The sequence below is a fragment of the Phenylobacterium sp. genome (assembly GCF_041920015.1).
GTDB lineage: Bacteria > Pseudomonadota > Alphaproteobacteria > Caulobacterales > Caulobacteraceae > Phenylobacterium.
On sequence record NZ_JAYRST010000035.1, the window covers coordinates 12,928 to 33,421 of the forward strand.

Here is a 20,494-nt window from a genome sequence, read left to right on the forward strand (position 1 = left end):
TGACACTCGTGTGCGATTGTCCCCGGATGGCCAGGCCCTAGGAGGTTCGGGAGGCCTTTTCGGCGAGGCCCGAGGTTCCTTCGCGGGCTTCCAGCTTGGCGGCGACGTCGTCGAGGGAGACGCCGGCGCGGGCCAGGACCACCAGCCAGTGATAGATCAGGTCGGCGCTTTCGGCGGCGAGGTCGCCCCGGTCGCCCTGGACGGCGGCGATGACGGTCTCGACGGCTTCCTCGCCCAGTTTCTTGGCGGCGCGATCGAGGCCGCCGGCCAGCAGCTTGGCGGTGTAGGAACTGGCCGGGTCGGCGCCCTTGCGGGCCTCGATGGTCGCGGCCAGCCGTTCGAGGGTGTCGGAAAAGCGGCTCATGCGGCCTCCGTGATGCGGACCGGGATGTGGGCCTTGGCCATCTCCCGCTTCACCTCGCCGATGGAGACCTCGCCGAAGTGGAAGATCGAGGCGGCCAGCACCGCGTCGGCCCCGCCTTTGGTCACCGCCTCGACCATGTGCCGGGCGTTTCCGGCCCCGCCGGAGGCGATCACCGGCACGTTGACCGCGCTGGTCACGGCCTTCAGCAGGTCGAGGTCGTAGCCGGTCTTGGCGCCGTCACGGTCCATGGAGGTCAGCAGGATCTCGCCCGCGCCGCGCTTCACTGCCTCGACGGCGTATTCGACCACGTCGAGGCCGGTGTCGGTGCGCCCGCCATAGGTGAAGACCCGCCAGCCGTCGTTGCGGCCGCGCTCCCCCGAGACGCTGGCGCCGTGCTTGGCGTCGATGGCCACCACCACCGCCTGGGAGCCGAAGGCGTCGGCGCAGGCGCTGATGAGGTCGCGGTTCTCGACGGCGGCGGTGTTGACGCTGATCTTGTCGGCGCCGGCCAGCAGCAGGCGGCGCGCGTCCTCGACCTGGCGGATGCCGCCGCCGACGCTGAGCGGCATGAAACAGACGTCGGCGGTGCGGGCGATCACGTCGAGGATCGCGCCGCGCCGCTCGTGGCTGGCGGTGATGTCGAGGAACATCAGCTCGTCGGCGCCGGCCGCGTCATAGGCTGTCGCCTGCTCGACCGGATCGCCGGCGTCGCGCAGCGAGACGAAGTTCACGCCCTTCACCACGCGGCCGTCCTTGACGTCCAGGCAGGGGATGACGCGGATCTTGAGCATCAGGCGGCGGCCTTCAGGGCTTCCTGCGGCGAGATCGCGCCGTTGTAGAGCGCCCGGCCCAGCACGGCGCCGGCGATCGGGACGCCCTTGCGCGCCTTGATCTTGACGATGTCCTGCACGCTGGCGAGGCCGCCGGCGGCGATGACCGGGATCGAGACGGCGTCGGCGATGGCGCCGAACGCCTCGACGTTGAAGCCCATCACCGTGCCGTCGCGGTCGATGTCGGTGATGATCAGGGCGCCGACGCCGGCGTCCTCGAAGCGCTTGGCGACGGTGACGGCGTCGAGATCGGAGCTTTCGGTCCAGCCCTGGGTCGCCACCTTGCCGCTGCGCACGTCGACCGAGACGGCGATCTGCTCTGGCCACAGCTTGGCCGCTTCATGCACGATCTCCGGCTGGGTGACGGCGACGGTGCCGAGGATGACGCGGCTGACGCCGGCCTCGATCCAGCGCTCGATGTCCTTGAGGCTGCGGATGCCGCCGCCGAGCTGGACCGGGATCGAGACGGACTGGAGGATCGCCTCGACCGCCTTTTCGTTGACCGCCTTGCCCTGAACCGCGCCGTTCAGGTCGACCACGTGGACCCAGTGGAAGCCGGCCTCCACGAAGCTGGCCGCCTGGGCGGCGGGCGAGGTGTTGAACACCGTGGCGGTGTCGAGGTCGCCGTGCAGCACACGGACGCACTGGCCGTCTTTGAGATCGATGGCCGGATAGAGGATCACGGTCGCCACTCCAGGAAACGCGCCAGCAGGGCTATGCCGGCGCTTTGCGACTTTTCGGGGTGAAACTGTACGCCTGCGACATTGCCCCTGGCGACGGCGGCGGGGAACCGGCCGCCATGGTCGACATAGGCCGCCACGTCCGCCGGATCGGTCGGATGGAAGGCGAACGAGTGGGTGAAATACATGGGCGCATCGCCGATCGCGGTGATGAGCGCGGGGCCGGACAGGTCGGTCAGGGCGTTCCAGCCCATGTGTGGCACCTTGGCGGCGGGATCGGCCGGTTCGATGCGGCGCACGTCGCCGGGAATCCAGCCGAGGCCGGCGGTCTCGCCGAACTCCAGGCCGCGGCTGGCCAGGAGCTGCATGCCGACGCAGACGCCGAGGAAGGGCGCGCCCTTCCCCCTAACCGCCTGGGTCATGGCTTCGATCAGGCCGGGACGCTCGCCCAGGGCCCGCATGCAGGCGGCGAAGGCGCCGACGCCGGGCAGCACGATCCGGTCGGCGCCTGCAACCTGGTCCGGATCGCTGGTGACGATGATCTGCGCATCGCCGCCCGCCGCGCGGACCAGGGCTTTTTCGGCCGAGCGAAGGTTGCCCGACCCGTAGTCGATCAGGGCGACGCTCTGCATGGAAACGATCCTACTAGAGCACGCCCTTGGTCGACGGGGCGTGACCATGGGTCTTGGGGTCGACCTCGACGGCCGCGCGCAGGGCGCGGGCCAGGGCCTTGAAGCCGCTTTCGGCGATGTGGTGGCTGTTCTCGCCGTAGAGGGTTTCCAGGTGCACGCAGGCGCCGACGTTCATGGCGAAGGCGTGGTGGAACTCCTTGAAGAGCTCGGTGTCGAACTCGCCGATCTTCGGGGTCTTGAAGGCGACTTTCCAGACCAGGTAGGCGCGGTTCGACAGATCGATGGCGCAGCGGGTCAGGGTTTCGTCCATCGGAATATAGGCGTGGCCGAACCGGCGGATTCCCTTGAACCCGTCCAGCGCCTTATTGATGGCTTGGCCGAGGACGATGCCGGTGTCCTCCACCGTATGGTGGAAGTCGATGTGCAGGTCGCCCTTGGTGCGGACATAGAGGTCGATCCCGCTGTGGCGGGCGAAGCTGTCCAGCATGTGGTCGAAGAAGCCGACGCCGGTTTCGACATCGCAGGCGCCGGAGCCGTCCAGATCGACGCGAACCGTGATCTGGGTTTCCTTGGTGTTGCGGACCACTTCCGCCGTGCGGGCCATGGGGTCTAGAGTCCTTTCGACGCCGCCAGGTCCTTCAGGCTGACCTGGGGCCGCGGGCCATAGTGCGAGATCACCTCGGCCGCCGCCAGCGAGCCGAGCTGGCCGCAGACATTGAGCGGCCGGCCGGTCGCGAGGCCGAACATGAACCCGGCTGCGTATTGGTCGCCCGCGCCGGTCGTGTCCACGACTTTCTCCACCGGGACGGCGGGAACTGCGAAGGTTTCGCCGCCCGCAACGATGATCGAGCCCTTCTCGCTGCGGGTGACGGCGGCGATCTTGACCTTGCCGCGCATCGCTTCGACGGCGGCGTCGAAGTCGCTGGTCTGGAAGAGGGCGGTGAGTTCGGTCTCGTTGGCGAACACCAGGTCGACCTGGGTCTCCAGGAAGCCCAACAGGCCCTCGCGGTGGCGCTCGACCACGAAGCCGTCCGACAGGGTGATGGCGATCATCCGGCCCGAAGCATGGGCCAGGCCCGCGGCCTTGGCGAAGGCGCGGCGGGCGGCTTCGGCGTCGAACAGGTAGCCTTCCAGATAGACGATCCTGGCCGCCTCGATGACCTCGGGGTCGATGTCGGCCGAGGCGAACTCGGTCGAGGCGCCCAGGAAGGTCGACATGGTCCGCTCGCCGTCAGGCGTGACGTTGATCATCGAGACCGCGGTCGCCTTGCCGTCCAGCAGGGGCGGGGTGTCGAAATGGGCGCCGATGGCGCGCATGTCGTGGGTGAAGACCTTGCCGAGCTGGTCGTCGGCGACCTTGCCCAGGAAAGCCCCGCGGCCGCCGAACGAGGCGACGCCGGCGATGGAGTTGGCGGCCGATCCGCCCGAGGCCTCGACGCCCGGCGCCATGGCGGTATAGAGCGCTGCGCTGCGGGCCTCGTCGACCAGCATCATGGCGCCCTTGTCCATGCTCTGCTGGACCAGGAAGTCGTCGGTCGCCGGAGCGATCACGTCGACGATGGCGTTGCCGATGGCGGCGACGTCGTAGAGTTCGGCCATATGCTCTTTTCCGGGGAAGCGGTCGGCGGCTTGCTACAGGGAAAGCTGCGTCCGGGCAACGGTTTGGGCGAAGGAGGGGCAACCGCCGGCGGTCCCATGAGTTGATCCTTCGACCCAAAGGAGGATCACATGGGCGTCCTGAAGAAAGACAAGTCCGACAAACGCTCGATCATCGCCGGCTCCGGCGCCGCGGCGGCGGACGCCGCCGTCGAGGGCCGTCCGCAGATGGGCGACCACCGCAGCGAGGCGCCGCATGCGCGGCCCGCGAGGCCGCTCGGCGCAAACGAAAAGCCCGACCAGATGGCCGACAAGGAAAGCCGCGCCGAGGATCGCCAGGAGGCGTTGCTGGACGAGGGCCTGGAGGAGAGCTTCCCCGGCAGCGACCCAGTCAGCGTCAAGCGGATCACCTGAGATATCGCCGCCCGTTTCCGCCTGCGGGGCCGGGCGACGCCACTCGGCGCGGATAAGCGACGGTTCGCATGTCGTCCCGGAAAGCGCGCAGCGCTTGTCCGGGATCCATGAACGCCTGAGCTTTCAGGCCCTGGCGCCGCCGAGACGGCCCCTGAACCGCATGTGTTCATGGGTCCCGGTCTTGCTTCGCAAACCGGGATGACACCCATATGCGATGGCGTGGCTAACGGATTGGGCTCGACCGCAACGCCAGTTCGTTGACGGCCGCGCGCGGCGGGCCTAAAGCCACGGCATCCGCGTGACTGGCGAAATCGAGGTGGGCGACCACCGGGGAGCGCGGATTTCATAGCGCCGCTCGCCTGGGCAATTTCCTTTTGAACCTTCTTTAGGAGACTGCCCCGTGCCCGCCGCTCCCGACTTCCCCCCTGCTCCCGACCGCGTCGTCCCCAAGCGCGCCCTGATCTCGGTCTCCGACAAGACCGGGCTGGTGGAGGCCGCGCGCGTGCTGGCGGCCGCTGGCGTCGAGCTGGTCTCGACCGGCGGCACCCGCAAGGCGATCGTGGACGCCGGCCTGCCGGTGAAGGACGTCTCGGACCTGACCGGTTTTCCGGAGATGATGGACGGGCGGGTCAAGACCCTGCACCCCATCGTGCATGGCGGCCTGCTGGGGGTGCGCGACGCGGCCGACCACGCGAAGGCCATGGCCGACCACGGCATCGGCGCCATCGATATCGTCTATGTGAACCTCTATCCGTTCGAGGCCACGGTCGCGAAGGGCGGCAGCTTCGAGGACTGCGTCGAGAACATCGACATCGGCGGCCCGGCCATGGTCCGCTCGGCGGCCAAGAACCATGGCTATGTGGCGATCTGCACCGAGATCACCGACCTGGAGGAGGTGCTGGTCGAGCTGAAGGACGCCGGCGCGACCTCGCTGGCCCTGCGCAAGCGGCTGGCGGCCCGCGCCTATGCCCGCACCGCGGCCTATGACGTGGCGATCTCGGCCTGGTTCGCCCAGGCGCTGGGCGAGGAGGCGCCGCGTCGCCGCGCCTTCGCCGGCGAGCTGGTCCAGACCATGCGTTACGGCGAGAACCCGCACCAGAAGGCGGCCTTCTACCGGTTCGCCAATCCTCGCATCGGGGTGGCGACGGCCCGCCAGCTCCAGGGCAAGGAGCTCTCCTACAACAACATCGCCGACACCGACGCGGCCTATGAGCTGATCGCCGAGTTCGACCCGGCCGCGGCGCCGGCCTGCGCGATCATCAAGCACGCCAATCCCTGCGGCGTGGCCACCGGCGGCTCGCTGCTGGAGGCCTACGAGCGGGCCCTGGCCTGCGATCCGACCAGCGCCTTCGGCGGCATCGTGGCGCTGAACACCAAGCTGGACGCGGCGACCGCGGCCAAGGTGCTGGAGATCTTCACCGAGGTGGTGATCGCCCCGGACGCCGACGAAGACGCCGTGGCGCTGTTCCGCAAGAAGAAGAACGTGCGGCTGCTGACCACCGGCGGCCTGCCGGACCCGCATGTGGCGGGCGAGGTGTTCCGCTCGGTCGCCGGCGGCTTCCTGGTGCAGAGCCGCGACACGGCCAACCTTGCGCCGGCCGACCTGAAGGTGGTGACCAGGCGCGCGCCGACCGACGAGGAGGTGCGCGACATGCTGTTCGCCTTCACCATCGCCAAGCACGTGAAGTCGAACGCCATCGTCTACGCCCGCGGCGGCCAGACCCTGGGCGTCGGGGCCGGCCAGATGAACCGCAAGGACTCCGCGCGGATCGCCGCCCTGCGCGCCGCCGATTTCGGCCTGGATCTGAAGGGTTCGGCCTGCGCCTCGGAGGCCTTCTTCCCGTTCCCGGACGGGCTGATCCAGGCGGCCGACGCCGGCTGTACCGCGGTGATCCAGCCGGGCGGCTCGATCGGCGACGACAAGGTGATCGAGGCCGCGGACGAGCGGGGCCTGGCCATGGTGTTCACGGGGGTCCGGGTGTTCCGGCACTAGGGACGGCAGCCTACGTCACATGTCGTCCCGGAAAGCGCGCAGCGCTTGTCCGGGATCCATGAACACCTGAGCTTTCAGGCTCTGGCGCCGCCGAGACGGATTCTGAACCGCCTGTGTTCATAGGTCCCGGTCTTGCTGCGCAAACCGGGATGACACCCATATGCGATAGCCCTCCCAGAGGGGGAGGATTTGCGACGTCTATTTCGCGTCCGCCAGCTCGCGCAGGGCGGCGTTGGCGATGGTGAGCTTGGCGAAGGACCAGGGGCCGCCGGCGGCCTCGATCTCCTCGACCGCCTTGCGGGCGGCTTCGGAGGTTTCGCGGCGCTGGGCGGACCAGGCGGCGATGGCCGCGTCGGCGCTCTCGGGGTCGGCGCCGGCTGCGGGATCGCCGGCCTCAGCCATCACCGCGCGGGTGACGGCGGCCTGCTCGGCCAGCAGGTCTTCGACCAGGCGGCGCACGGCTGTCCGCTCGAAGGCGTCGCCGGCCGTGAAGCCGCCGGCCGCCGCGCGCAGGCGGTCGAAGGCGAAGGCCTTGCCGACCCGCTGGTAGAGCCGCGCGGCCGGCGCCAGTTTCCAGCTCGAGGCGTCGGCCAGGTCGACGAGGTCCACGGCCACGGTGAGCGGCTGCAGGCCCGCGACCTGGCGGGCCAGGGCTTCGGGCGCGCCGGCTTCGGTGAGGCGGCCCACCTGGGCGTTCAGGCGTTCATGCTCGACCGGCGAGAGGATCTCGGGGACCAGCTTCTTGAGCGCGGCCGCGCCCGGGCCGTAGCGCCGGACCAGGGCCTCGACGCCCAGGCCGCCGCGGGCCGCGCGCCGGGCCAGCCAGAAGGTCTCGCCGCGCAGGGTGTAGGCGAGGCGGCGATAGAGGGCCATCTGGCCGGCGGCAGGCGCCTGGCCGTCGAGGGCCGCCACCTGGTCCCAGATCGCCGGCAGGTCCAGCACCGCCTTGGCCGCCTCGTAGGCGGTGACGAAGGCGGTGACGTCGCAGGACGCCGCGGCCATCAGCCGGGTGGGGAAGGTCGGGCCGCAGCGGTTGATGGCGTCGTTGGCGACCACGGTCGCGATGATGTCGCGGCGCAGGCGGTGGCGGCGCAGGGCCTCGTCGTACTTGCGCACGCCCTTGGGGAAGTAGCCTTCCAGCAGGGCCTCGAAGTGCGGGTCGTCGGCGACGGGGCTGTGGGCCATGTCGCCCTTCAGCTCCAGCTTGCCGTAGGCCAGCAGCACCGCTTCCTCCGGCCGGGTCAGGCCCTTGCCGGCCTGGCGGCGCTCGGCGATGACGCCGGCGTCGGGCAGGCCCTCGACCGCGCGGTCGAGCTGGCCGCGGGCCTCCAGGTGGGCCATGTAGCTGGCGTGGGGCTCCAGCTCGCCGGCTGCGTCCAGGTCCATCAGCGAGAGCGCCAGGGTCTGGTCGTAGTTGTGCGCCAGGACGTGGCTGGCGACGTCGCTCGTCATCGACTTCAGCAGCTTGTCGCGCGCCTTGCGGGCCAGGACGCCCGTGCGCTCCAGCATGCCGGTGAGGATCTTGATGTTCACCTCATGGTCGGAGGAGTCGACCCCGGCGGAGTTGTCGATGGCGTCGGTGTCGATCCGCCCGCCGCGCAGGGCGAACTCGATGCGCCCGGCCTGGGTCAGGCCGAGATTGGCGCCCTCGCCCACTACCTTGACCCGCAGGTCGGCGCCGTTGACGCGGACGGCGTCGTTGGCCTTGTCGCCGACATCGGCCTGGCTTTCGCGCTGAGCCTTCACATAGGTGCCGATGCCGCCGAGATAGAGCAGTTCGGCCGGCGCCTTGAGGATGGCGGTGATCAGCTCGGCGGGCGACAGGGCGTCGGCCGCCACGCCCAGCATGGCCTTCACTTCCTTGCTCAGCGGGATCGACTTCAGGCTGCGGGCGAAGACGCCGCCGCCCTTGGAGAGGGCCTTGCGGTCGTAGTCGTCCCAGGACGAGCGCGGCAGTTCGAACATCCGCTGGCGCTCGGCGTAGGACTTGGCCGGGTCGGGGTCGGGATCGAGGAAGACGTGCCGGTGGTCGAAGGCGGCCAGCAGGCGGGTCTCTTTCGACAGCAGCATGCCGTTGCCGAACACGTCGCCCGACATGTCGCCGACGCCGACCACGGTGAAGGGCTCGGACTGGATGTCCTTGCCCAGCTCGCGGAAGTGGCGCTTGACCGCCTCCCAGGCGCCGCGGGCGGTGATGCCCATCTCCTTGTGGTCGTAACCGGCCGATCCGCCCGAGGCGAAGGCGTCGCCCAGCCAGAAGCCGTAGGACTCGGCCACGCCGTTGGCGATGTCGGAGAAGGTCGCCGTGCCCTTGTCGGCGGCCACCACCAGATAGGGGTCGTCGCCGTCATGGATGACCACGCCCCGCGGGTGGACCACCCTGCCCTCGGCGTCGAGGTTGTCGGTGATGTCGAGTAGGCCGTGCAGGAAGGTCTTGTAGGCGCGGACCGCCTCGGCGCGGACCACGTCCGGGGCGCCGCCCTTGGGCAGTTGCTTGGGATAGAAGCCGCCCTTGGAGCCGACCGGCACGATCACCGCGTTCTTGGTCTGCTGGGCCTTCACCAGGCCGAGGACTTCGGTGCGGAAGTCGTCGCGGCGGTCGGACCAGCGCAGGCCGCCGCGCGCGACCGGGCCGAAGCGCAGGTGCACGCCCTCGATGTGCGTCGCCCAGACGAAGATCTCGCGATAGGGCCGGGGCAGCGGCAGGTCGGCCAGCTCGCCGGACGCGACCTTGAAGCTGATATAGGGCTTGGGCCGACCGTCTTCGCCGAGCTGGTAGTAGTTGGTGCGCTTGATCGCGCCGACCAGCAGGGCCAAGCGGCGCAGCACGCGGTCGTCGTCCAGGCTGTCGACCTGCTGCAGGGCCTGGACGATCTCGTCCATCACCTTCACCGCCTGGGCGGTGCGCGTGGCCAGGTCCGCGGCGATGGCCGGGTCGAACTTGGTGCGGAAGAGGTCGAGGATCAGCCGCGCCACGCCCGGATGGTTCGACAGGGCGGTTTCCTGCACGCGCTGACTGGGATCGAGGCCCGACTGCTGGCGATAGCGGGCCAGCGCGCGGATCAGCGCCGCCTCGCGCCAGGAGATCGACAGCTCCAGCACCATGCGGTTGAAGCCGTCGTTCTCGGTCGCGCCGGTCCAGACGGCGGTGAAGGCGTCCTCGAAGGCGCTCTTCACGTCCTCGAAGACCAGATGCTCGCCGTGCTGGTCGTCCAGTTCGAACTCGTGGACATAGACGCGCCGGCCGCCGGCCGGGGTCACCGGATAGCCGTTCTCGACCATGGCCTTGAGGCCCATGTTCTCCAGGATCGGCAGCACGTCGGCCAACGGGGCCGGCCCGCGCGGATGATAGAGCTTGAAGCGAAGCTGGGTCTTGGAGTCGGCCGCGCGGCGGAAGGCGCGGATGCGCACTGGCTCGCCCTCCTTCAGGCTCTCCAGCACGGCGATGTCGGCCAGGGCCTCGGCGGCGTCGTAGCGTTCGCGATAGCCGGCGGTGAAGGCCTGGCCGTAGCGGGCGACCAGGTCGGCCACCTCGGCGGTGGCGCGGCCGGATGCGCGCACGGCGGCGGCGAAGCGGTCTTCCCAGGTGCGGGCGGCGGTGGTGATCTGGGCCTCGATCGCCTTCAGGCTCGGCTGCAGGTGCTGGCCGGGCTGGACGCCGATGATGAAGTGCACCCGCGCCAGGGGGCTGTCGGAGAACGAAGGGTAATAGGCCGAGACGCGGCCGCCATAGGACTCGGCCAGGATCTCGCCGGCGCGCTGGCGCAGGTCGGAATCGTAGCGGTCCCGCGGCACGAACATCAGCACCGAGACGAAGCGGTCGAACGGATCGCGCCGCTCGAACAGCCGCACGCGCGGCCGGTCGTAGAGGTGGAGGACGCCGAGGGCGGCGGCCAGCAGGTCGTCTTCCGAGGCCTGGAACAGCTCGTCGCGCGGATAGGTCTCCAGGATGTTGCGCAGCCGCTTTTCGTTGTGGCTGCCCGGCGCCTTGCCGGCGCGCTCCAGCACGCGGGCGACCTTGGCGCGGATCAGCGGCACCTCATGGGCCGGTTCGTCATAGGCCTCGGCGGTGAAGAGGCCGACGAAGCGGATCTCGCCGGAGGGCTTGCCGTCGGCGCCGTACCGCTTGACTCCCACATAGTCCATGTAGCCGCGGCGGTGGACGCGCGAGCGCAGGTTGGACTTGGCCACCGTCACCGGCTGGGCCGTCAGGCTGGCGGCGATCTGGGCGGTGAGGATCGCTGGCTCGGAGGTGCGGCGCAGCACGGTGCGGGCCGGATCGCGCAGCACGCCCAGGCCGTCCTGCGGCTGGAACAGCGGCTCTTCCTGGGCGTAGCCGCCATCCTCCAGGCGCGGATATTCGTAGATGCGCGCGCCGAGATAGACGAAATGCTCGTCGTGCAGCCAGCGCAGGAACTCCAGGTCTTCGGCGCGTACGCCCGGCGCGGTCTCCAGCTCCTCGATGGTGCGGGCCATCAGGGCCAGCATGGCCGGGAAGTCGTCCACCGCCGCGCCGACGTCGGCGAGAGCGGCCTTCACGCCCTCGATCAACGCCTTTTCGCGGTCGGCGCCGACGCGCTCCAGGACGACCTGGATCATCGACTCCCGGCGGGTCTCGCCTTCCTCCACGCGCGCGCCCTTGCGGTCGCGGGCCACCGCGACGACCGGGTGGAACATGGCCCGGACCGACAGCCCCTGGTCGGCGATCTCGCCCATCACGCTGTCGACCAGGAATGGGGCGTCGTCCTGCAGGATCTCCAGCCGCTCCAGGCCCGGCGCGCCCTCGACAGGCGCCAGGCGCAGCACGGGAGCCTCGCCCTTGCGGACCGCGGCGAAGGCCCAGAAGTCGGCCAGCAGCGCGCCCAGCGCCTGGCTGGAAAGTTCGGGAAGTTCGTCGGGGGCTGCGTCTTCCGCCGCCTGGAGGACGAAGGCCTGGGCGCTGGGGGCCTCGCCCGCCAGGCCGGTGAAGGCCGTCACGAGGTTGCGCTGGGCCGTGGTCAGCCGGGGTCGCTTGCTCATTGGAAAATCCCCTTGGTCGCGAGGGCGCCGCCGGAGGAGAGAGTCCGGCGGCGCTTAGCTCCACCCGGGGGGGACAGGCAGAGCGCTCGGGGCTCGCAATGGCGGGGGCTTTCGCCTGGACCGCCTTGGCTTCGGGGTGCGCCCGAATGAACTCTAGATAGGGATTGGACGGACAAGTTGAAGGCCTTGGGTTTCAGTCTTTGGGTTCACGCTTGCGTGACGGGGAGGAACGGGGCGCGGGCTTCGGCGGTTCGTCGGGAGAGCCGGCGGCGTGATCGCGCAATTTTTCGGGCTGGCCGTCGGCCGACAGCAGCACCGCCAGCCAGCGCGAGCCGTCGAACTGGGCCAGGATGACCATGGCCATGACGGTCAGGGGCGTGGACAGGAACATGCCCGTCATCCCCCAGATCATGCCCCAGAAGGCCAGGCTGAGCAGCACCACCACGGGATCCATGTTCAGGCTGTCGCCCTGCATCCGCGGCAGGACGATGTTGCCGACCACGAACTGGATCGCCTGGAGCACGCCCAGCAGGATCACCGCTGGCCAGAAGGTCTCGCACTGGATCAGGGCGAAGATCGGCGGCGCCAGGATGCCGACCGCCCCGCCGATCACCGGGATGTAGGAGGCGATGAAGATCAGGAAGGCCCAGAAGACGGCGTTGTCCAAGCCGACCGCGACCATGGCGATCCATGAGGCGACCGCGATCATCAGGCCGGTGACCGTCTGGACCCACAGGTAGCGTTCCACCCCGTCGCGGATGCGGCGGAAGGCGGCGAGGGCTTCCTTGCGCTCGGCCTGGTGCGGAAACAGTCCGACCACCTTGCGCTGGAACCCGCTGCGCGAGGCGATGATGAAGCCGAGATAGATCAGGATGAAGAAGGCGTCGGAGGCGAAGCCCTGGAGGCCCTTGGCGAAGTCGCCCAGATAGGCGCTGACATTGAGCTGGGCGAAGAGGTCGCTGACGGTCGGCGGCACCTCCACGCCGAACAGGCCGGCGACCTGGGCGATCAGGTTGTTGAGTCGCGGGGTGTAGGCGACCAGTTGGCTGACGAAGGTGCTGGCGTTGTCGGCGATGACCAGGCCCGAGACGCCGAACAGCACCACGGACAGCACGATGGCCAGGGCCAGGGCCGCCTTCTCGCTGATGACCGGCAGGCGCGAGCGCAGCACGCGGGCGAAGCCGTCGATCATCACCGCCAGGAACACCGCCAGGGCCAGGGGGGTTAGGATGCCGCGCAGCCAGTAGAGCGCGGCCCCGGCGGCGATCACCGCCAGGATGACGAGTGAAACGCGGACGGTGTGGGACTCTGGGGCTGGCGCGGGCATGGGTTCTTTTTGAAGTGGCGGGTCCTGGCCGACTGTCGAGGTCGGGACGCGCCGCGTCAATTTCGACCATCCCTATCCTCATTCGGCGAGGATGGGGAGTGTCTGTGCCCTTAAGACGCAGAACTGCGGCAGAACCGCATCGCCACCGAAGAAAATTCGGCAATGGGCTTTCGTGATCGGCGTTCGGGCGGCGGCTTGACCCAGCGGCGCCTGGCCGGCGATCAAGCTTTGAAACGACGCTCGCGCTCGCGCCGCCGGGCGGTTAGCTTCGCGGCAGCGAAATTGCGGAGCATTCCATGTCCGACGGCGTCCTGATCGGTTATTCGGATCACCTTGAGAACCTGCTGCTCAACCGGGCCAACCGGCATGGGCTGGTGGCCGGGGCGACCGGCACGGGCAAGACCGTCACGCTCCAGATCCTGGCCCAGGGCCTTTCCGACGCCGGGGTGCCGGTGTTCGCCGCCGACGTGAAGGGCGACCTCTGCGGCGTGGCCGCGCCAGGCACGCCCAATCCGAAGTTCGAGGAGCGGGCCAAGCTGATGGGGCTGACGCTCGATCCGCAGGCCGCTCCGGTGGTGTTCTGGGACCTGTTCGGCCAGCAGGGCCATCCGATCCGGGCGACCGTGTCGGAGATGGGGCCGCTGCTGATCTCGCGCATGCTCGACCTGAACGACGTGCAGGAGGGCGTGCTGACGGTGGTGTTCCGCGCCGCCGACGAAGAGGGCCTGCTGTTGCTGGACCTGAAGGACCTGCAGGCGGCCCTGACCTACGCCTCGGAGAACGCCAAGGCGCTGGGAGCCAAGTATGGCAATGTCTCACCGGCCACGGTCGCGACCATCCAGCGCAAGCTGCTGGTGCTGGAGGACCAGGGGGCGGCGGGGTTCTTCGGCGAGCCGGCCTTGCAGCTTTCCGACCTGATGCGGACCGACGGCTCGGGGCGCGGCTATGTGAACATCCTGGCCGCCGACAAGCTGATCGCCAGCCCGCGGCTCTATGCGACCTTCCTGCTCTGGCTGATGAGCGAGCTGTTCGAGGAGCTGCCCGAGGTGGGCGATCCGGACAAGCCGCGCCTGGCCTTCTTCTTCGACGAGGCGCACCTGCTGTTCCGCGACGCGCCCAAGCCGCTGCTGGAAAAGGTCGAGCAGGTGGTGCGGCTGATCCGCTCCAAGGGGGTGGGCGTCTATTTCGTCACCCAGAACCCGGCCGACATTCCCGAGACGGTGCTGGGCCAGCTCGGCAACCGCATCCAGCACGCCCTGCGCGCCTATACCCCGACCGAGCAGAAGGGGCTGAAAGCGGCCTCCAACTCGTTCCGCGCCAATCCGGCCTTCGATACGGCCGAGGCGATCCAGGGGTTGGGCGTCGGCGAAGCGCTGGTCAGCGTGTTGGACGAGAAGGGCGCGCCGACCGTGGTCCAGAAGACCCTGGTCCGCCCGCCGGTTTCGCGCCTGGGGCCGATCACCCAGGCCGAGCGGACGGCGATCATGGGCCAGAGCCCGGTGCGGGGCCTCTACGATACGGTCAAGGACCGCGAGAGCGCCTTCGAGATGCTGAAGGCCCGGGCCGACAGCGCGGCGGCTGCGGCCGCGCGCGAAGCGGCCGCAGAGGCCGAGCCCGCCAGCCGTCCGGCCGCGCGCGCCGCCCAGCCGCGGGCGCGTGCGTCCAGCCGCCAGTCGATGGGCGAGGCCTTCACCAAGTCGCTGCTGCGCCAGGCCGGCAGCACCATCGCCCGCGAATTGATGCGCGGCGTCCTGGGCAGCCTGAAGAAGCGGTAGGGCGTTTCGCTTTTCCGAAGCCCTTCAGGCGCTGTCGGTGAACGCACGCTTCCATGTCTTCCCGGAAAGCGCGTAGCGCTTGTCCGAGATCAACGAGCACCTGATCTTGCAGGATTTCCCCTGTCAGATCAGGTTCTGAACCATCGAGGTTCATGGGTCCCGGTCTTGCTTCGCAAACCGGGATGACGCCGAGGCGCGATGGCTTTCCGAGCTAGGAAAAACCCTATCCGCGCAGCTTGCGCAGCAGGACGTCGAGGTCGCGGGCGATCATCGGGTCTTCGACCTTCAGCGCGTCGATACGGCGGACGGCGTGCAGGACGGTGGTGTGGTCGCGGCCCCCGAAGCGGCGGCCGATGTCGGGCAGGGAACGGGTGGTGATCTGCTTGGCCAGCCACATGGCGACCTGGCGCGGGCGGGCGACCACGCGGGCGCGGCGCTCGGAGATCAGGTCGGCCTGCTTGAGCTGATAGTGCTCGGCGACGGTCTTCTGGATCTGGTCGACGGTGACCCGGCGCTCGGTGCAGGCCAGGTTCGGGCGCAGGATGGCCTGAGCCTCGTCCAGGGTCATGCGGGAGATCTCGCCGCCGACCCGGGCGACCAGGGTGTTGAGGGCGCCTTCCAGCTCGCGCACGCTGTCGGTGAAGCGGTCGGCCAGGAACTGAAGCACCTCGGCCCGGGCCGAGGGGACGAACTTGCCCTGGGCGGCCAGGGTGGCGAGCTTGCGCTCCAGGATGCCGAGGCGAAGGGTGCGGTCGGCCGGCTCGATGCCGCAGACCAGGCCCGCCTGGAGGTGGCTGCGCAGGCGCGGCTCCATCTCCTGCAGCTCGGCGGGCGAGCGGTCGGCGGTCATCACCACGCGGCGGCCGTCCTCGACCAGGGCCAGCAGGGTGTGGAACAGCTCTTCCTGGGTGGAGGCCTTGCCGGCCACGAACTGCACGTCGTCGATCAGCAGCAGGTCGGCGTTGCGCAGCTCGTCCTTGAAGGCGGCGGTCTGGCGGTCCTGCACCGCCTTGACGAAGGTCGAGGTGAAGCGCTCGGCGGTGATATAGACCACGCGCTTGTCCGGGGCCGACTGCATGGCCTCCCAGGCCAGGGCGTTCAGCAGGTGGGTCTTTCCGAAGCCGTAGGGGCCGTGGAAGATCACCGGGTTGAAGTGGCCGTCGGCCCAGGCGGCGACGCGGCGCGCCACGGCGAAGGCGAATTCGTTGGCCGGGCCGGCGACGAAGGTCTCGAACGAGAAGCGGTCCTGCAGGCCTTGCTGGCGCCCGGCGCGGGCGGCGGTCGGGGCGGACGCGACCGGAACCTCGATCTCCACCACCTCGGGCTTGAGCACGACGGGGGCGGCTGGGGCGGTGGCGGCGGGATCGGCGTCGAATTCGCTGCGCGACTTCAAGTCGAGGCTGCGGCCCATCGGGTCGTTCTGGGTCCAGAGTTCGCCGATGCGGCGCCAGGCGTGGCGGCGGATCCAGTCGCGGGCCATGCCGGTGGCCGCGACCAGGCAAAGTTCGTCCCCGCGCTCGCGCAGGACGGCCTGGCCCAGCCAGGACCCGAAGGTGGCTTCCCCGAGCTCGCGTTTCAGCGTCGAGCAGGTCTTCGACCAGATGGTCGCCGCCTGCATGTCGACAACAGAATTCGCAACGCCCCCAGCGGCCATCATTCCAACCTCTTTTGTCGTCATCCGTCCAAGCGCCCCCGCACCAGACGTACTTTGTTCAACAAACACAAAGCCTTAGTCGGCGAACGCATTGCCCCCGCCGTCGCCTCTATCATCCGTAATCAGATGGAAGGTCGTCTGTAAGAGCTGTCACCCTAGTCGGGGCGACCTGAGGGTCAACGGTGATTCTTCGCCGCTCCAGCGGATATTTTCGTTGACTCAAATCCAGCCCGCGCAGGGTAAGGGAATCTGGATTTTGGCGTTCCGTTAACTGAGAGAATCGGTCGCATGGCGCCGCTTTGGCGGGGCCCAAAAACAAAAACGCCCGCGGGTCTTTCAACCCGCGGGTGCGTCTCAAATCCGTATTTTCAGGCAGGTTGGCGGCCAAGCTTGAAGCCTGGCCGTTCTACCTCAGGCGGCAGCCATCTTCTTGAGCTGGGCGGCCAGGCGCGACACCTTGCGCGAGCCGGTGTTCTTGTGAACCACGCCCTTGGTGACGGCGCGCATCAGTTCCGACTGGGCTTCGACGAAGGCGGCCTTGGCGGCGCCGGCGTCGCCCGCAGCGACCGCTTCCTCGAACTTGCGCAGATAGGTGCGCACGCGCGAGCGGCGGGCTTTGTTGACTTCGGTACGGCGGGCGATCTTGCGGACCGCCTTCTTGGCGCCGGGCGTGTTGGCCATGTGTCAGCTCTCAATACGGATCGCGCCCGAGCCGAGCCCGGGCGGGCAAATTGGAGGCGCGGATATACGGGAGAGCGCTTCCCGGGTCAATGCGCTGTGGGCGCTTTAATCGAGAAGCGTGAACGCACGCCAGGCCGGATGGGCGCCGACCAGGTCGGCCATGCGCTGATAGCCGCCCGCGCCGGGGTGGGCGCCGTCCCAGGCGGCGGCTTCCTCACGCCACAGGCCGTCGGCCGCCAGGGGCTGGAAGACGTCGATGAACGGGACCTTCAGCCGCCCGGCCAGGGCCTTGAGGTGGTCGTTCAGAACCTCGACGCGCGCGCAGACGCCCGGATCGACCACCGGCGGAGGCCCGACCAGCAGGACCGGGCAATGGGCGCCGGCCTGCGTCAGCATTCCCTGCGCGTTCTTCAGCGTCCCGGCCTGCGAAACGCGCGGGGCGCCGTTCTCCAGGTGGCAGTCGTTGGCGCCGAACGAGAAGACGATGCGCATCGGCTCCTGGTCGGTGAGCCGCGGCGTCGCCTCGGCCCGCCAGCGCGCGGCGATGTCGGCGGAGGTCTCGCGCCGGACCCCGAGGTTATAGAGGGTGATCGAACGCCGCCCAGCCAGCGCCCGGCCGATCCAGCCGAGGTGATCGGGGTCGCCGGCCCCGGCGACCATGGAGTCGCCGAAGGCGATCAGCCGCATGGGAGATTTTCCTTGGCGCGTGACGGTCGCTTCAACCGGCTTCCACTTGAAGCTGTCACGCTCTACGAGCCCTTGAAGTCGGGTTTGCGCTTCTCGACGAAGGCGGCCATGCCCTCCGTCTGGTCGTCGAAGGCGAAGAGAGAGTGGAACAGGCGGCGCTCGACGGCCACGCCGGTCGACAGAGTGGTCTCGTAGGCGGTCTCGACCAGCTCCTTGTTCATCATCACCGCCAGCGGCGACTGGCCCGCGATCTTGGCGGCGGCGGCCAGGGCCTCCTCCACCAGCTTGTCGGCGGGAACGACGCGGCTGACCAGGCCGGCGCGCTCGGCCTCCGCGGCGTCCATCATCCGGCCGGTCAGGATCATCTCCATGGCCTTGGACTTGCCGACGAAGCGGGTCAGGCGCTGGGTGCCGCCGATGCCGGGGGCGACGCCCAGGTTGATCTCCGGCTGGCCGAACTTGGCGGTCTCGGCGGCGATGATGAAGTCGCAGAGCATGGCCAGTTCGCAACCGCCGCCCAGGGCGTAGCCGGCGACGGCGGCGACGATCGGCTTGCGGAACTGCTCGATGCGCCGGGCGCTGGCGCCGAAGAAGTCCTGCTTGAACATCTCCGCATAGGTCTTGGTCGACATCTCCTTGATGTCGGCGCCGGCCGCGAAGGCGCGCTCGGACCCGGTGAGGACCACGCAGCGCACCGCCTCGTCAGCCTCGGCGGCGTCCAGGGCGGCGGAGAGTTCGCCGAGGAGCTGGCTGTTGAGCGCATTGAGCGCCTCGGGCCGGTTGAGGCGGACCAGGGTCACGCCGTCGTTCGTCTCGACGATCAGGGTCTCGTAGCTCATGGCCGGCTCCTTCGAATGCCGGAAACGGCCTTAAGGCCCTTCGACCTCGTAGCCAAGCGCCCGCAGGCGGGTCGGCAGGCCGTCGGCGCCGACCAGATGGCCGACCCCGACCACCATCACCGTCCGGCCCGAGCCGTCCAGGCGCGCGCGGATCGCCTTGATCCAGCGCGTATTGCGCTCGGTCACCAGCCGCTGGTAGAGGCCCGGCGCGGCCTGGCGGAGCGGGCCCAGGACGTCCTCGTCCAGCGCCTTCAGGTCGCCGGCCATCCAGACCGCGACCAGGTCGTCATAGGCGCGCGGATTGCGCTCCAGCTCGCGCAGGGATTCCTCCAGCGAGGCGATCTGCTCGGGCAAGGGCGCGGCGTCGAAGATGGCGATCTGTTCCTCGGGGCTCTCGAAGGCCTTGCGCGCGGCGCTGGCGGGCGCGGCGGCGGCCAGGCTCTTCTCCACGCCGGCGTCCGCGTCGGCGCCCGATTTCATGAAGTTCGCCCCGGCCAGGGCGACCTCGGCGAACCAGGGCTCCAGCCGGTCGAGGATCGCCATGGAGACGCCGAGCTCGGCGGCGACCTTCTCCAGCCGCTGCGCGCCGTCCGCGGAGAGCATCTTCGACAGCGACCGGTCGGGCGGCAGCATGCCGCGGGCGGCGGCGAGTTGAGAGACCTTGGCCTCGGAGGCAGGGTCGATCGGCAGTTCGAACCACAGATCCTCGGCCCCGGCGATGGCGGCGTCCAGCCCGGCGGGCTTCCAGTCCAGCCCCGGCGGCAGCACGTGGACCGAGCCGAACAGCACCAGCTCGGAATCGGCGTCGCGCACCACCCACATCGGCGGCCGGGCGCTCGCCTCCTGGGCCGCGCAGCCGGCGAGGACGAGGCCGGCGAAGGCCCCGAGCATGCGTTTCATCATGGCCGGCCTCACGTTTGGCACCTGGGACAATAGAAGGTGGAGCGCCCGGCCTGCACCTCACGCGCGATGGTCCCGCCGCAGCCGGGATTCCAGCAGGCCTCGCCCTCGCGGTCGTAGGCGCGGAAGCGGTGCTGGAAGTAGCCCAGCGCGCCATCGGCGGCCGCATAGTCCTTCAGGCTGGAGCCGCCGGCCTCGATGGCCTCCTCCAGCACCTCGCGGACCACGCCGGCCAGGGGCGCCAGCCGCGAGGCCTCGATCGATCCGGCCGGTGCGAAGGGCGAAATCCTCGCGCGGTTCAGCGCCTCGCAGACATAGATATTGCCCAGCCCCGCCACGACCCGCTGGTCCAGCAGCAGGGTCTTGGGCCCCTGCTTGCGCCCGGCGAAGGCCGTCTCCAGCCGCGCCGCATCGAAGGCGTCCGACAGCGGCTCGGGGCCCAGCCCCGCGAACCAGGGGTGGCGGGCGATGGCGCTGGTCTCGATCAGGTCCATGTAGCCGAAGCGGCGCGGGTCGTAATAGGTGACGCGCCCGCCGCCGTCGGTCTCGAACACCACATGGGCGTGCCGGGGGTCGGGGTCGGCGGCGTAGTGGAACTGGCCGGGCCGCTCTTCGCCTTCCGGCCTGGCGATTTCGAAGCGGCCGCTCATGCCGAGGTGCATCACCAGGGTCTCGCCGCGGTCCAGCCGCGCCATCAGGTACTTGGCCCGCCGCTCCAGCGCCTCGATCCGCGCGCCGGTCAGCCGCTGGACGAAGCCTTCGGGGAACGGAAAGCGCAGGTCCGCGCGACGAGCCTCGACACGCGACAGGCGCGCGCCCTCGAGCACCGGCTGCAAGCCGCGCCGGACAGTTTCGACCTCGGGAAGTTCGGGCATGGCGCTGAAGTGGCATTTCGGGGGCGCGGGGACAACCCGCCCGCTGGCGCGTCAGGGCGGGGCGGGCTAAGACCCTCGTCCATGACCGGACCTTCCGCCACCTTCGGCTTCCGCGACGTCGACGCTTCCGAGAAGGCGGGCCTCGTGCGCGGGGTCTTCGACAGCGTCGCCAGCCGCTACGACCTGATGAACGACCTGATGAGCGCGGGCGTGCACCGGCTCTGGAAG

Annotated in this window: 18 protein-coding genes and 1 riboswitch; of the genes, 4 read left to right on the top strand and 14 right to left on the bottom strand. The window is 69.5% G+C overall.

Features of this window, described 5'->3' with window-relative positions; translation table 11 throughout:
* Nucleotides 1-37 precede the first annotated feature (37 nt).
* Genes ACE3TL_RS09360 through ACE3TL_RS09385 form a run of 6 tightly spaced genes read right to left on the bottom strand, consistent with a single transcriptional unit; the run spans nt 38 to nt 4,105 of the window.
* Nucleotides 38-364: a phosphoribosyl-ATP diphosphatase gene (locus ACE3TL_RS09360; protein WP_374578445.1), complete on the bottom strand. Its 327-nt coding sequence runs from the start codon at nt 362-364 to the stop codon at nt 38-40.
* Nucleotides 361-1,155 carry an imidazole glycerol phosphate synthase subunit HisF gene (gene hisF, locus ACE3TL_RS09365; protein WP_374578446.1) on the bottom strand — a complete coding sequence of 265 codons (795 nt, stop codon included), beginning with the start codon at nt 1,153-1,155 and terminating at the stop codon, nt 361-363. Before hisF ends, ACE3TL_RS09360 begins: the two co-directional genes overlap by 4 nt.
* The gene (gene hisA / locus ACE3TL_RS09370; protein ID WP_374578447.1) at nt 1,155-1,877 is read right to left on the bottom strand and encodes a 1-(5-phosphoribosyl)-5-[(5-phosphoribosylamino)methylideneamino]imidazole-4-carboxamide isomerase; all 723 of its coding nucleotides are present in this window, start codon (nt 1,875-1,877) and stop codon (nt 1,155-1,157) included. Before hisA ends, hisF begins: the two co-directional genes overlap by 1 nt.
* Nucleotides 1,874-2,506 (bottom strand): imidazole glycerol phosphate synthase subunit HisH, encoded by a 633-nt coding sequence (gene hisH / locus ACE3TL_RS09375; protein WP_374578448.1) that lies wholly within the window; start codon nt 2,504-2,506, stop codon nt 1,874-1,876. The genes hisA and hisH overlap by 4 nt, the downstream gene beginning before the upstream one ends.
* 13 nt (nt 2,507-2,519) lie before the next feature.
* Nucleotides 2,520-3,110 (bottom strand): imidazoleglycerol-phosphate dehydratase HisB, encoded by a 591-nt coding sequence (hisB, locus tag ACE3TL_RS09380; protein ID WP_374578449.1) that lies wholly within the window; start codon nt 3,108-3,110, stop codon nt 2,520-2,522.
* A 5-nt stretch (nt 3,111-3,115) separates the two neighbouring features.
* Nucleotides 3,116-4,105 carry an adenosine kinase gene (locus tag ACE3TL_RS09385; protein WP_374578450.1) on the bottom strand — a complete coding sequence of 330 codons (990 nt, stop codon included), beginning with the start codon at nt 4,103-4,105 and terminating at the stop codon, nt 3,116-3,118.
* A 129-nt stretch (nt 4,106-4,234) separates the two neighbouring features.
* Here ACE3TL_RS09385 and ACE3TL_RS09390 point away from each other — a divergent pair, with 129 nt between their 5' ends.
* Both ACE3TL_RS09390 and purH read left to right on the top strand, forming a co-directional pair.
* A complete protein-coding gene (locus ACE3TL_RS09390) occupies nt 4,235-4,516 on the top strand; it encodes a hypothetical protein (protein WP_374578451.1) in 282 nt (93 codons plus the stop codon).
* Nucleotides 4,517-4,804: 288 nt separating this feature from the next.
* Nucleotides 4,805-4,888: riboswitch (ZMP/ZTP riboswitch) on the top strand.
* Between the two features lie 28 nt (nt 4,889-4,916).
* Complete coding sequence (gene purH / locus ACE3TL_RS09395; protein ID WP_374578452.1) at nt 4,917-6,509, top strand: bifunctional phosphoribosylaminoimidazolecarboxamide formyltransferase/IMP cyclohydrolase; 1,593 nt, start codon at nt 4,917-4,919, stop codon at nt 6,507-6,509.
* A 198-nt stretch (nt 6,510-6,707) separates the two neighbouring features.
* Here the strand turns inward: purH and ACE3TL_RS09400 are convergent, their stop codons facing one another.
* Complete coding sequence (locus tag ACE3TL_RS09400) at nt 6,708-11,528, bottom strand: NAD-glutamate dehydrogenase (protein WP_374578453.1); 4,821 nt, start codon at nt 11,526-11,528, stop codon at nt 6,708-6,710.
* Between the two features lie 193 nt (nt 11,529-11,721).
* A complete protein-coding gene (locus ACE3TL_RS09405) occupies nt 11,722-12,855 on the bottom strand; it encodes an AI-2E family transporter (protein WP_374578454.1) in 1,134 nt (377 codons plus the stop codon).
* A 296-nt stretch (nt 12,856-13,151) separates the two neighbouring features.
* On the opposite strand from ACE3TL_RS09405, the gene ACE3TL_RS09410 reads away from it, so the two are divergent.
* Nucleotides 13,152-14,630, top strand: a complete 1,479-nt coding sequence (locus tag ACE3TL_RS09410) for a helicase HerA-like domain-containing protein (protein WP_374578455.1) — start codon at nt 13,152-13,154, stop codon at nt 14,628-14,630.
* A gap of 223 nt (nt 14,631-14,853) precedes the next feature.
* Here the strand turns inward: ACE3TL_RS09410 and dnaA are convergent, their stop codons facing one another.
* The 6 genes from dnaA to mutM form a co-directional block, all read right to left on the bottom strand.
* Nucleotides 14,854-16,287: a chromosomal replication initiator protein DnaA gene (gene dnaA, locus ACE3TL_RS09415; protein WP_374578456.1), complete on the bottom strand. Its 1,434-nt coding sequence runs from the start codon at nt 16,285-16,287 to the stop codon at nt 14,854-14,856.
* A gap of 408 nt (nt 16,288-16,695) precedes the next feature.
* On the bottom strand, nt 16,696-16,965 hold the full coding sequence (gene rpsT / locus ACE3TL_RS09420) for a 30S ribosomal protein S20 (RefSeq protein WP_374578457.1): 270 nt from the start codon (nt 16,963-16,965) through the stop codon (nt 16,696-16,698).
* A 105-nt stretch (nt 16,966-17,070) separates the two neighbouring features.
* On the bottom strand, nt 17,071-17,652 hold the full coding sequence (locus tag ACE3TL_RS09425; protein ID WP_374578458.1) for a GDSL-type esterase/lipase family protein: 582 nt from the start codon (nt 17,650-17,652) through the stop codon (nt 17,071-17,073).
* 62 nt (nt 17,653-17,714) lie between these two features.
* A complete protein-coding gene (locus ACE3TL_RS09430) occupies nt 17,715-18,491 on the bottom strand; it encodes an enoyl-CoA hydratase (protein ID WP_374578459.1) in 777 nt (258 codons plus the stop codon).
* A 30-nt stretch (nt 18,492-18,521) separates the two neighbouring features.
* The gene (locus ACE3TL_RS09435; RefSeq protein WP_374578460.1) at nt 18,522-19,394 is read right to left on the bottom strand and encodes a TraB/GumN family protein; all 873 of its coding nucleotides are present in this window, start codon (nt 19,392-19,394) and stop codon (nt 18,522-18,524) included.
* Between the two features lie 8 nt (nt 19,395-19,402).
* Nucleotides 19,403-20,266 carry a bifunctional DNA-formamidopyrimidine glycosylase/DNA-(apurinic or apyrimidinic site) lyase gene (gene mutM, locus ACE3TL_RS09440; RefSeq protein ID WP_374578461.1) on the bottom strand — a complete coding sequence of 288 codons (864 nt, stop codon included), beginning with the start codon at nt 20,264-20,266 and terminating at the stop codon, nt 19,403-19,405.
* A gap of 81 nt (nt 20,267-20,347) precedes the next feature.
* Here mutM and ACE3TL_RS09445 point away from each other — a divergent pair.
* Nucleotides 20,348-20,494 (top strand): class I SAM-dependent methyltransferase (locus ACE3TL_RS09445; protein ID WP_374578463.1); only part of this gene is annotated, 147 nt, incomplete at its 3' end.

Excerpts from the sequence above, each read along its gene's own strand:
- ACE3TL_RS09360 (WP_374578445.1), bottom strand. The coding sequence starts at position 364 with ATGAGCCGCTTTTCCGACACCCTCGAACGGCTGGCCGCGACCATCGAG.
- hisF (WP_374578446.1), bottom strand. The coding sequence starts at position 1,155 with ATGCTCAAGATCCGCGTCATCCCCTGCCTGGACGTCAAGGACGGCCGC.
- hisH (WP_374578448.1), bottom strand. The coding sequence starts at position 2,506 with ATGCAGAGCGTCGCCCTGATCGACTACGGGTCGGGCAACCTTCGCTCG.
- hisB (WP_374578449.1), bottom strand. The coding sequence starts at position 3,110 with ATGGCCCGCACGGCGGAAGTGGTCCGCAACACCAAGGAAACCCAGATC.
- ACE3TL_RS09385 (WP_374578450.1), bottom strand. The coding sequence starts at position 4,105 with ATGGCCGAACTCTACGACGTCGCCGCCATCGGCAACGCCATCGTCGAC.
- ACE3TL_RS09390 (WP_374578451.1), top strand. The coding sequence starts at position 4,235 with ATGGGCGTCCTGAAGAAAGACAAGTCCGACAAACGCTCGATCATCGCC.
- ACE3TL_RS09400 (WP_374578453.1), bottom strand. The coding sequence starts at position 11,528 with ATGAGCAAGCGACCCCGGCTGACCACGGCCCAGCGCAACCTCGTGACG.
- ACE3TL_RS09405 (WP_374578454.1), bottom strand. The coding sequence starts at position 12,855 with ATGCCCGCGCCAGCCCCAGAGTCCCACACCGTCCGCGTTTCACTCGTC.
- ACE3TL_RS09410 (WP_374578455.1), top strand. The coding sequence starts at position 13,152 with ATGTCCGACGGCGTCCTGATCGGTTATTCGGATCACCTTGAGAACCTG.
- dnaA (WP_374578456.1), bottom strand. The coding sequence starts at position 16,287 with ATGATGGCCGCTGGGGGCGTTGCGAATTCTGTTGTCGACATGCAGGCG.
- rpsT (WP_374578457.1), bottom strand. The coding sequence starts at position 16,965 with ATGGCCAACACGCCCGGCGCCAAGAAGGCGGTCCGCAAGATCGCCCGC.
- ACE3TL_RS09425 (WP_374578458.1), bottom strand. The coding sequence starts at position 17,652 with ATGCGGCTGATCGCCTTCGGCGACTCCATGGTCGCCGGGGCCGGCGAC.
- ACE3TL_RS09430 (WP_374578459.1), bottom strand. The coding sequence starts at position 18,491 with ATGAGCTACGAGACCCTGATCGTCGAGACGAACGACGGCGTGACCCTG.
- ACE3TL_RS09435 (WP_374578460.1), bottom strand. The coding sequence starts at position 19,394 with ATGATGAAACGCATGCTCGGGGCCTTCGCCGGCCTCGTCCTCGCCGGC.
- mutM (WP_374578461.1), bottom strand. The coding sequence starts at position 20,266 with ATGCCCGAACTTCCCGAGGTCGAAACTGTCCGGCGCGGCTTGCAGCCG.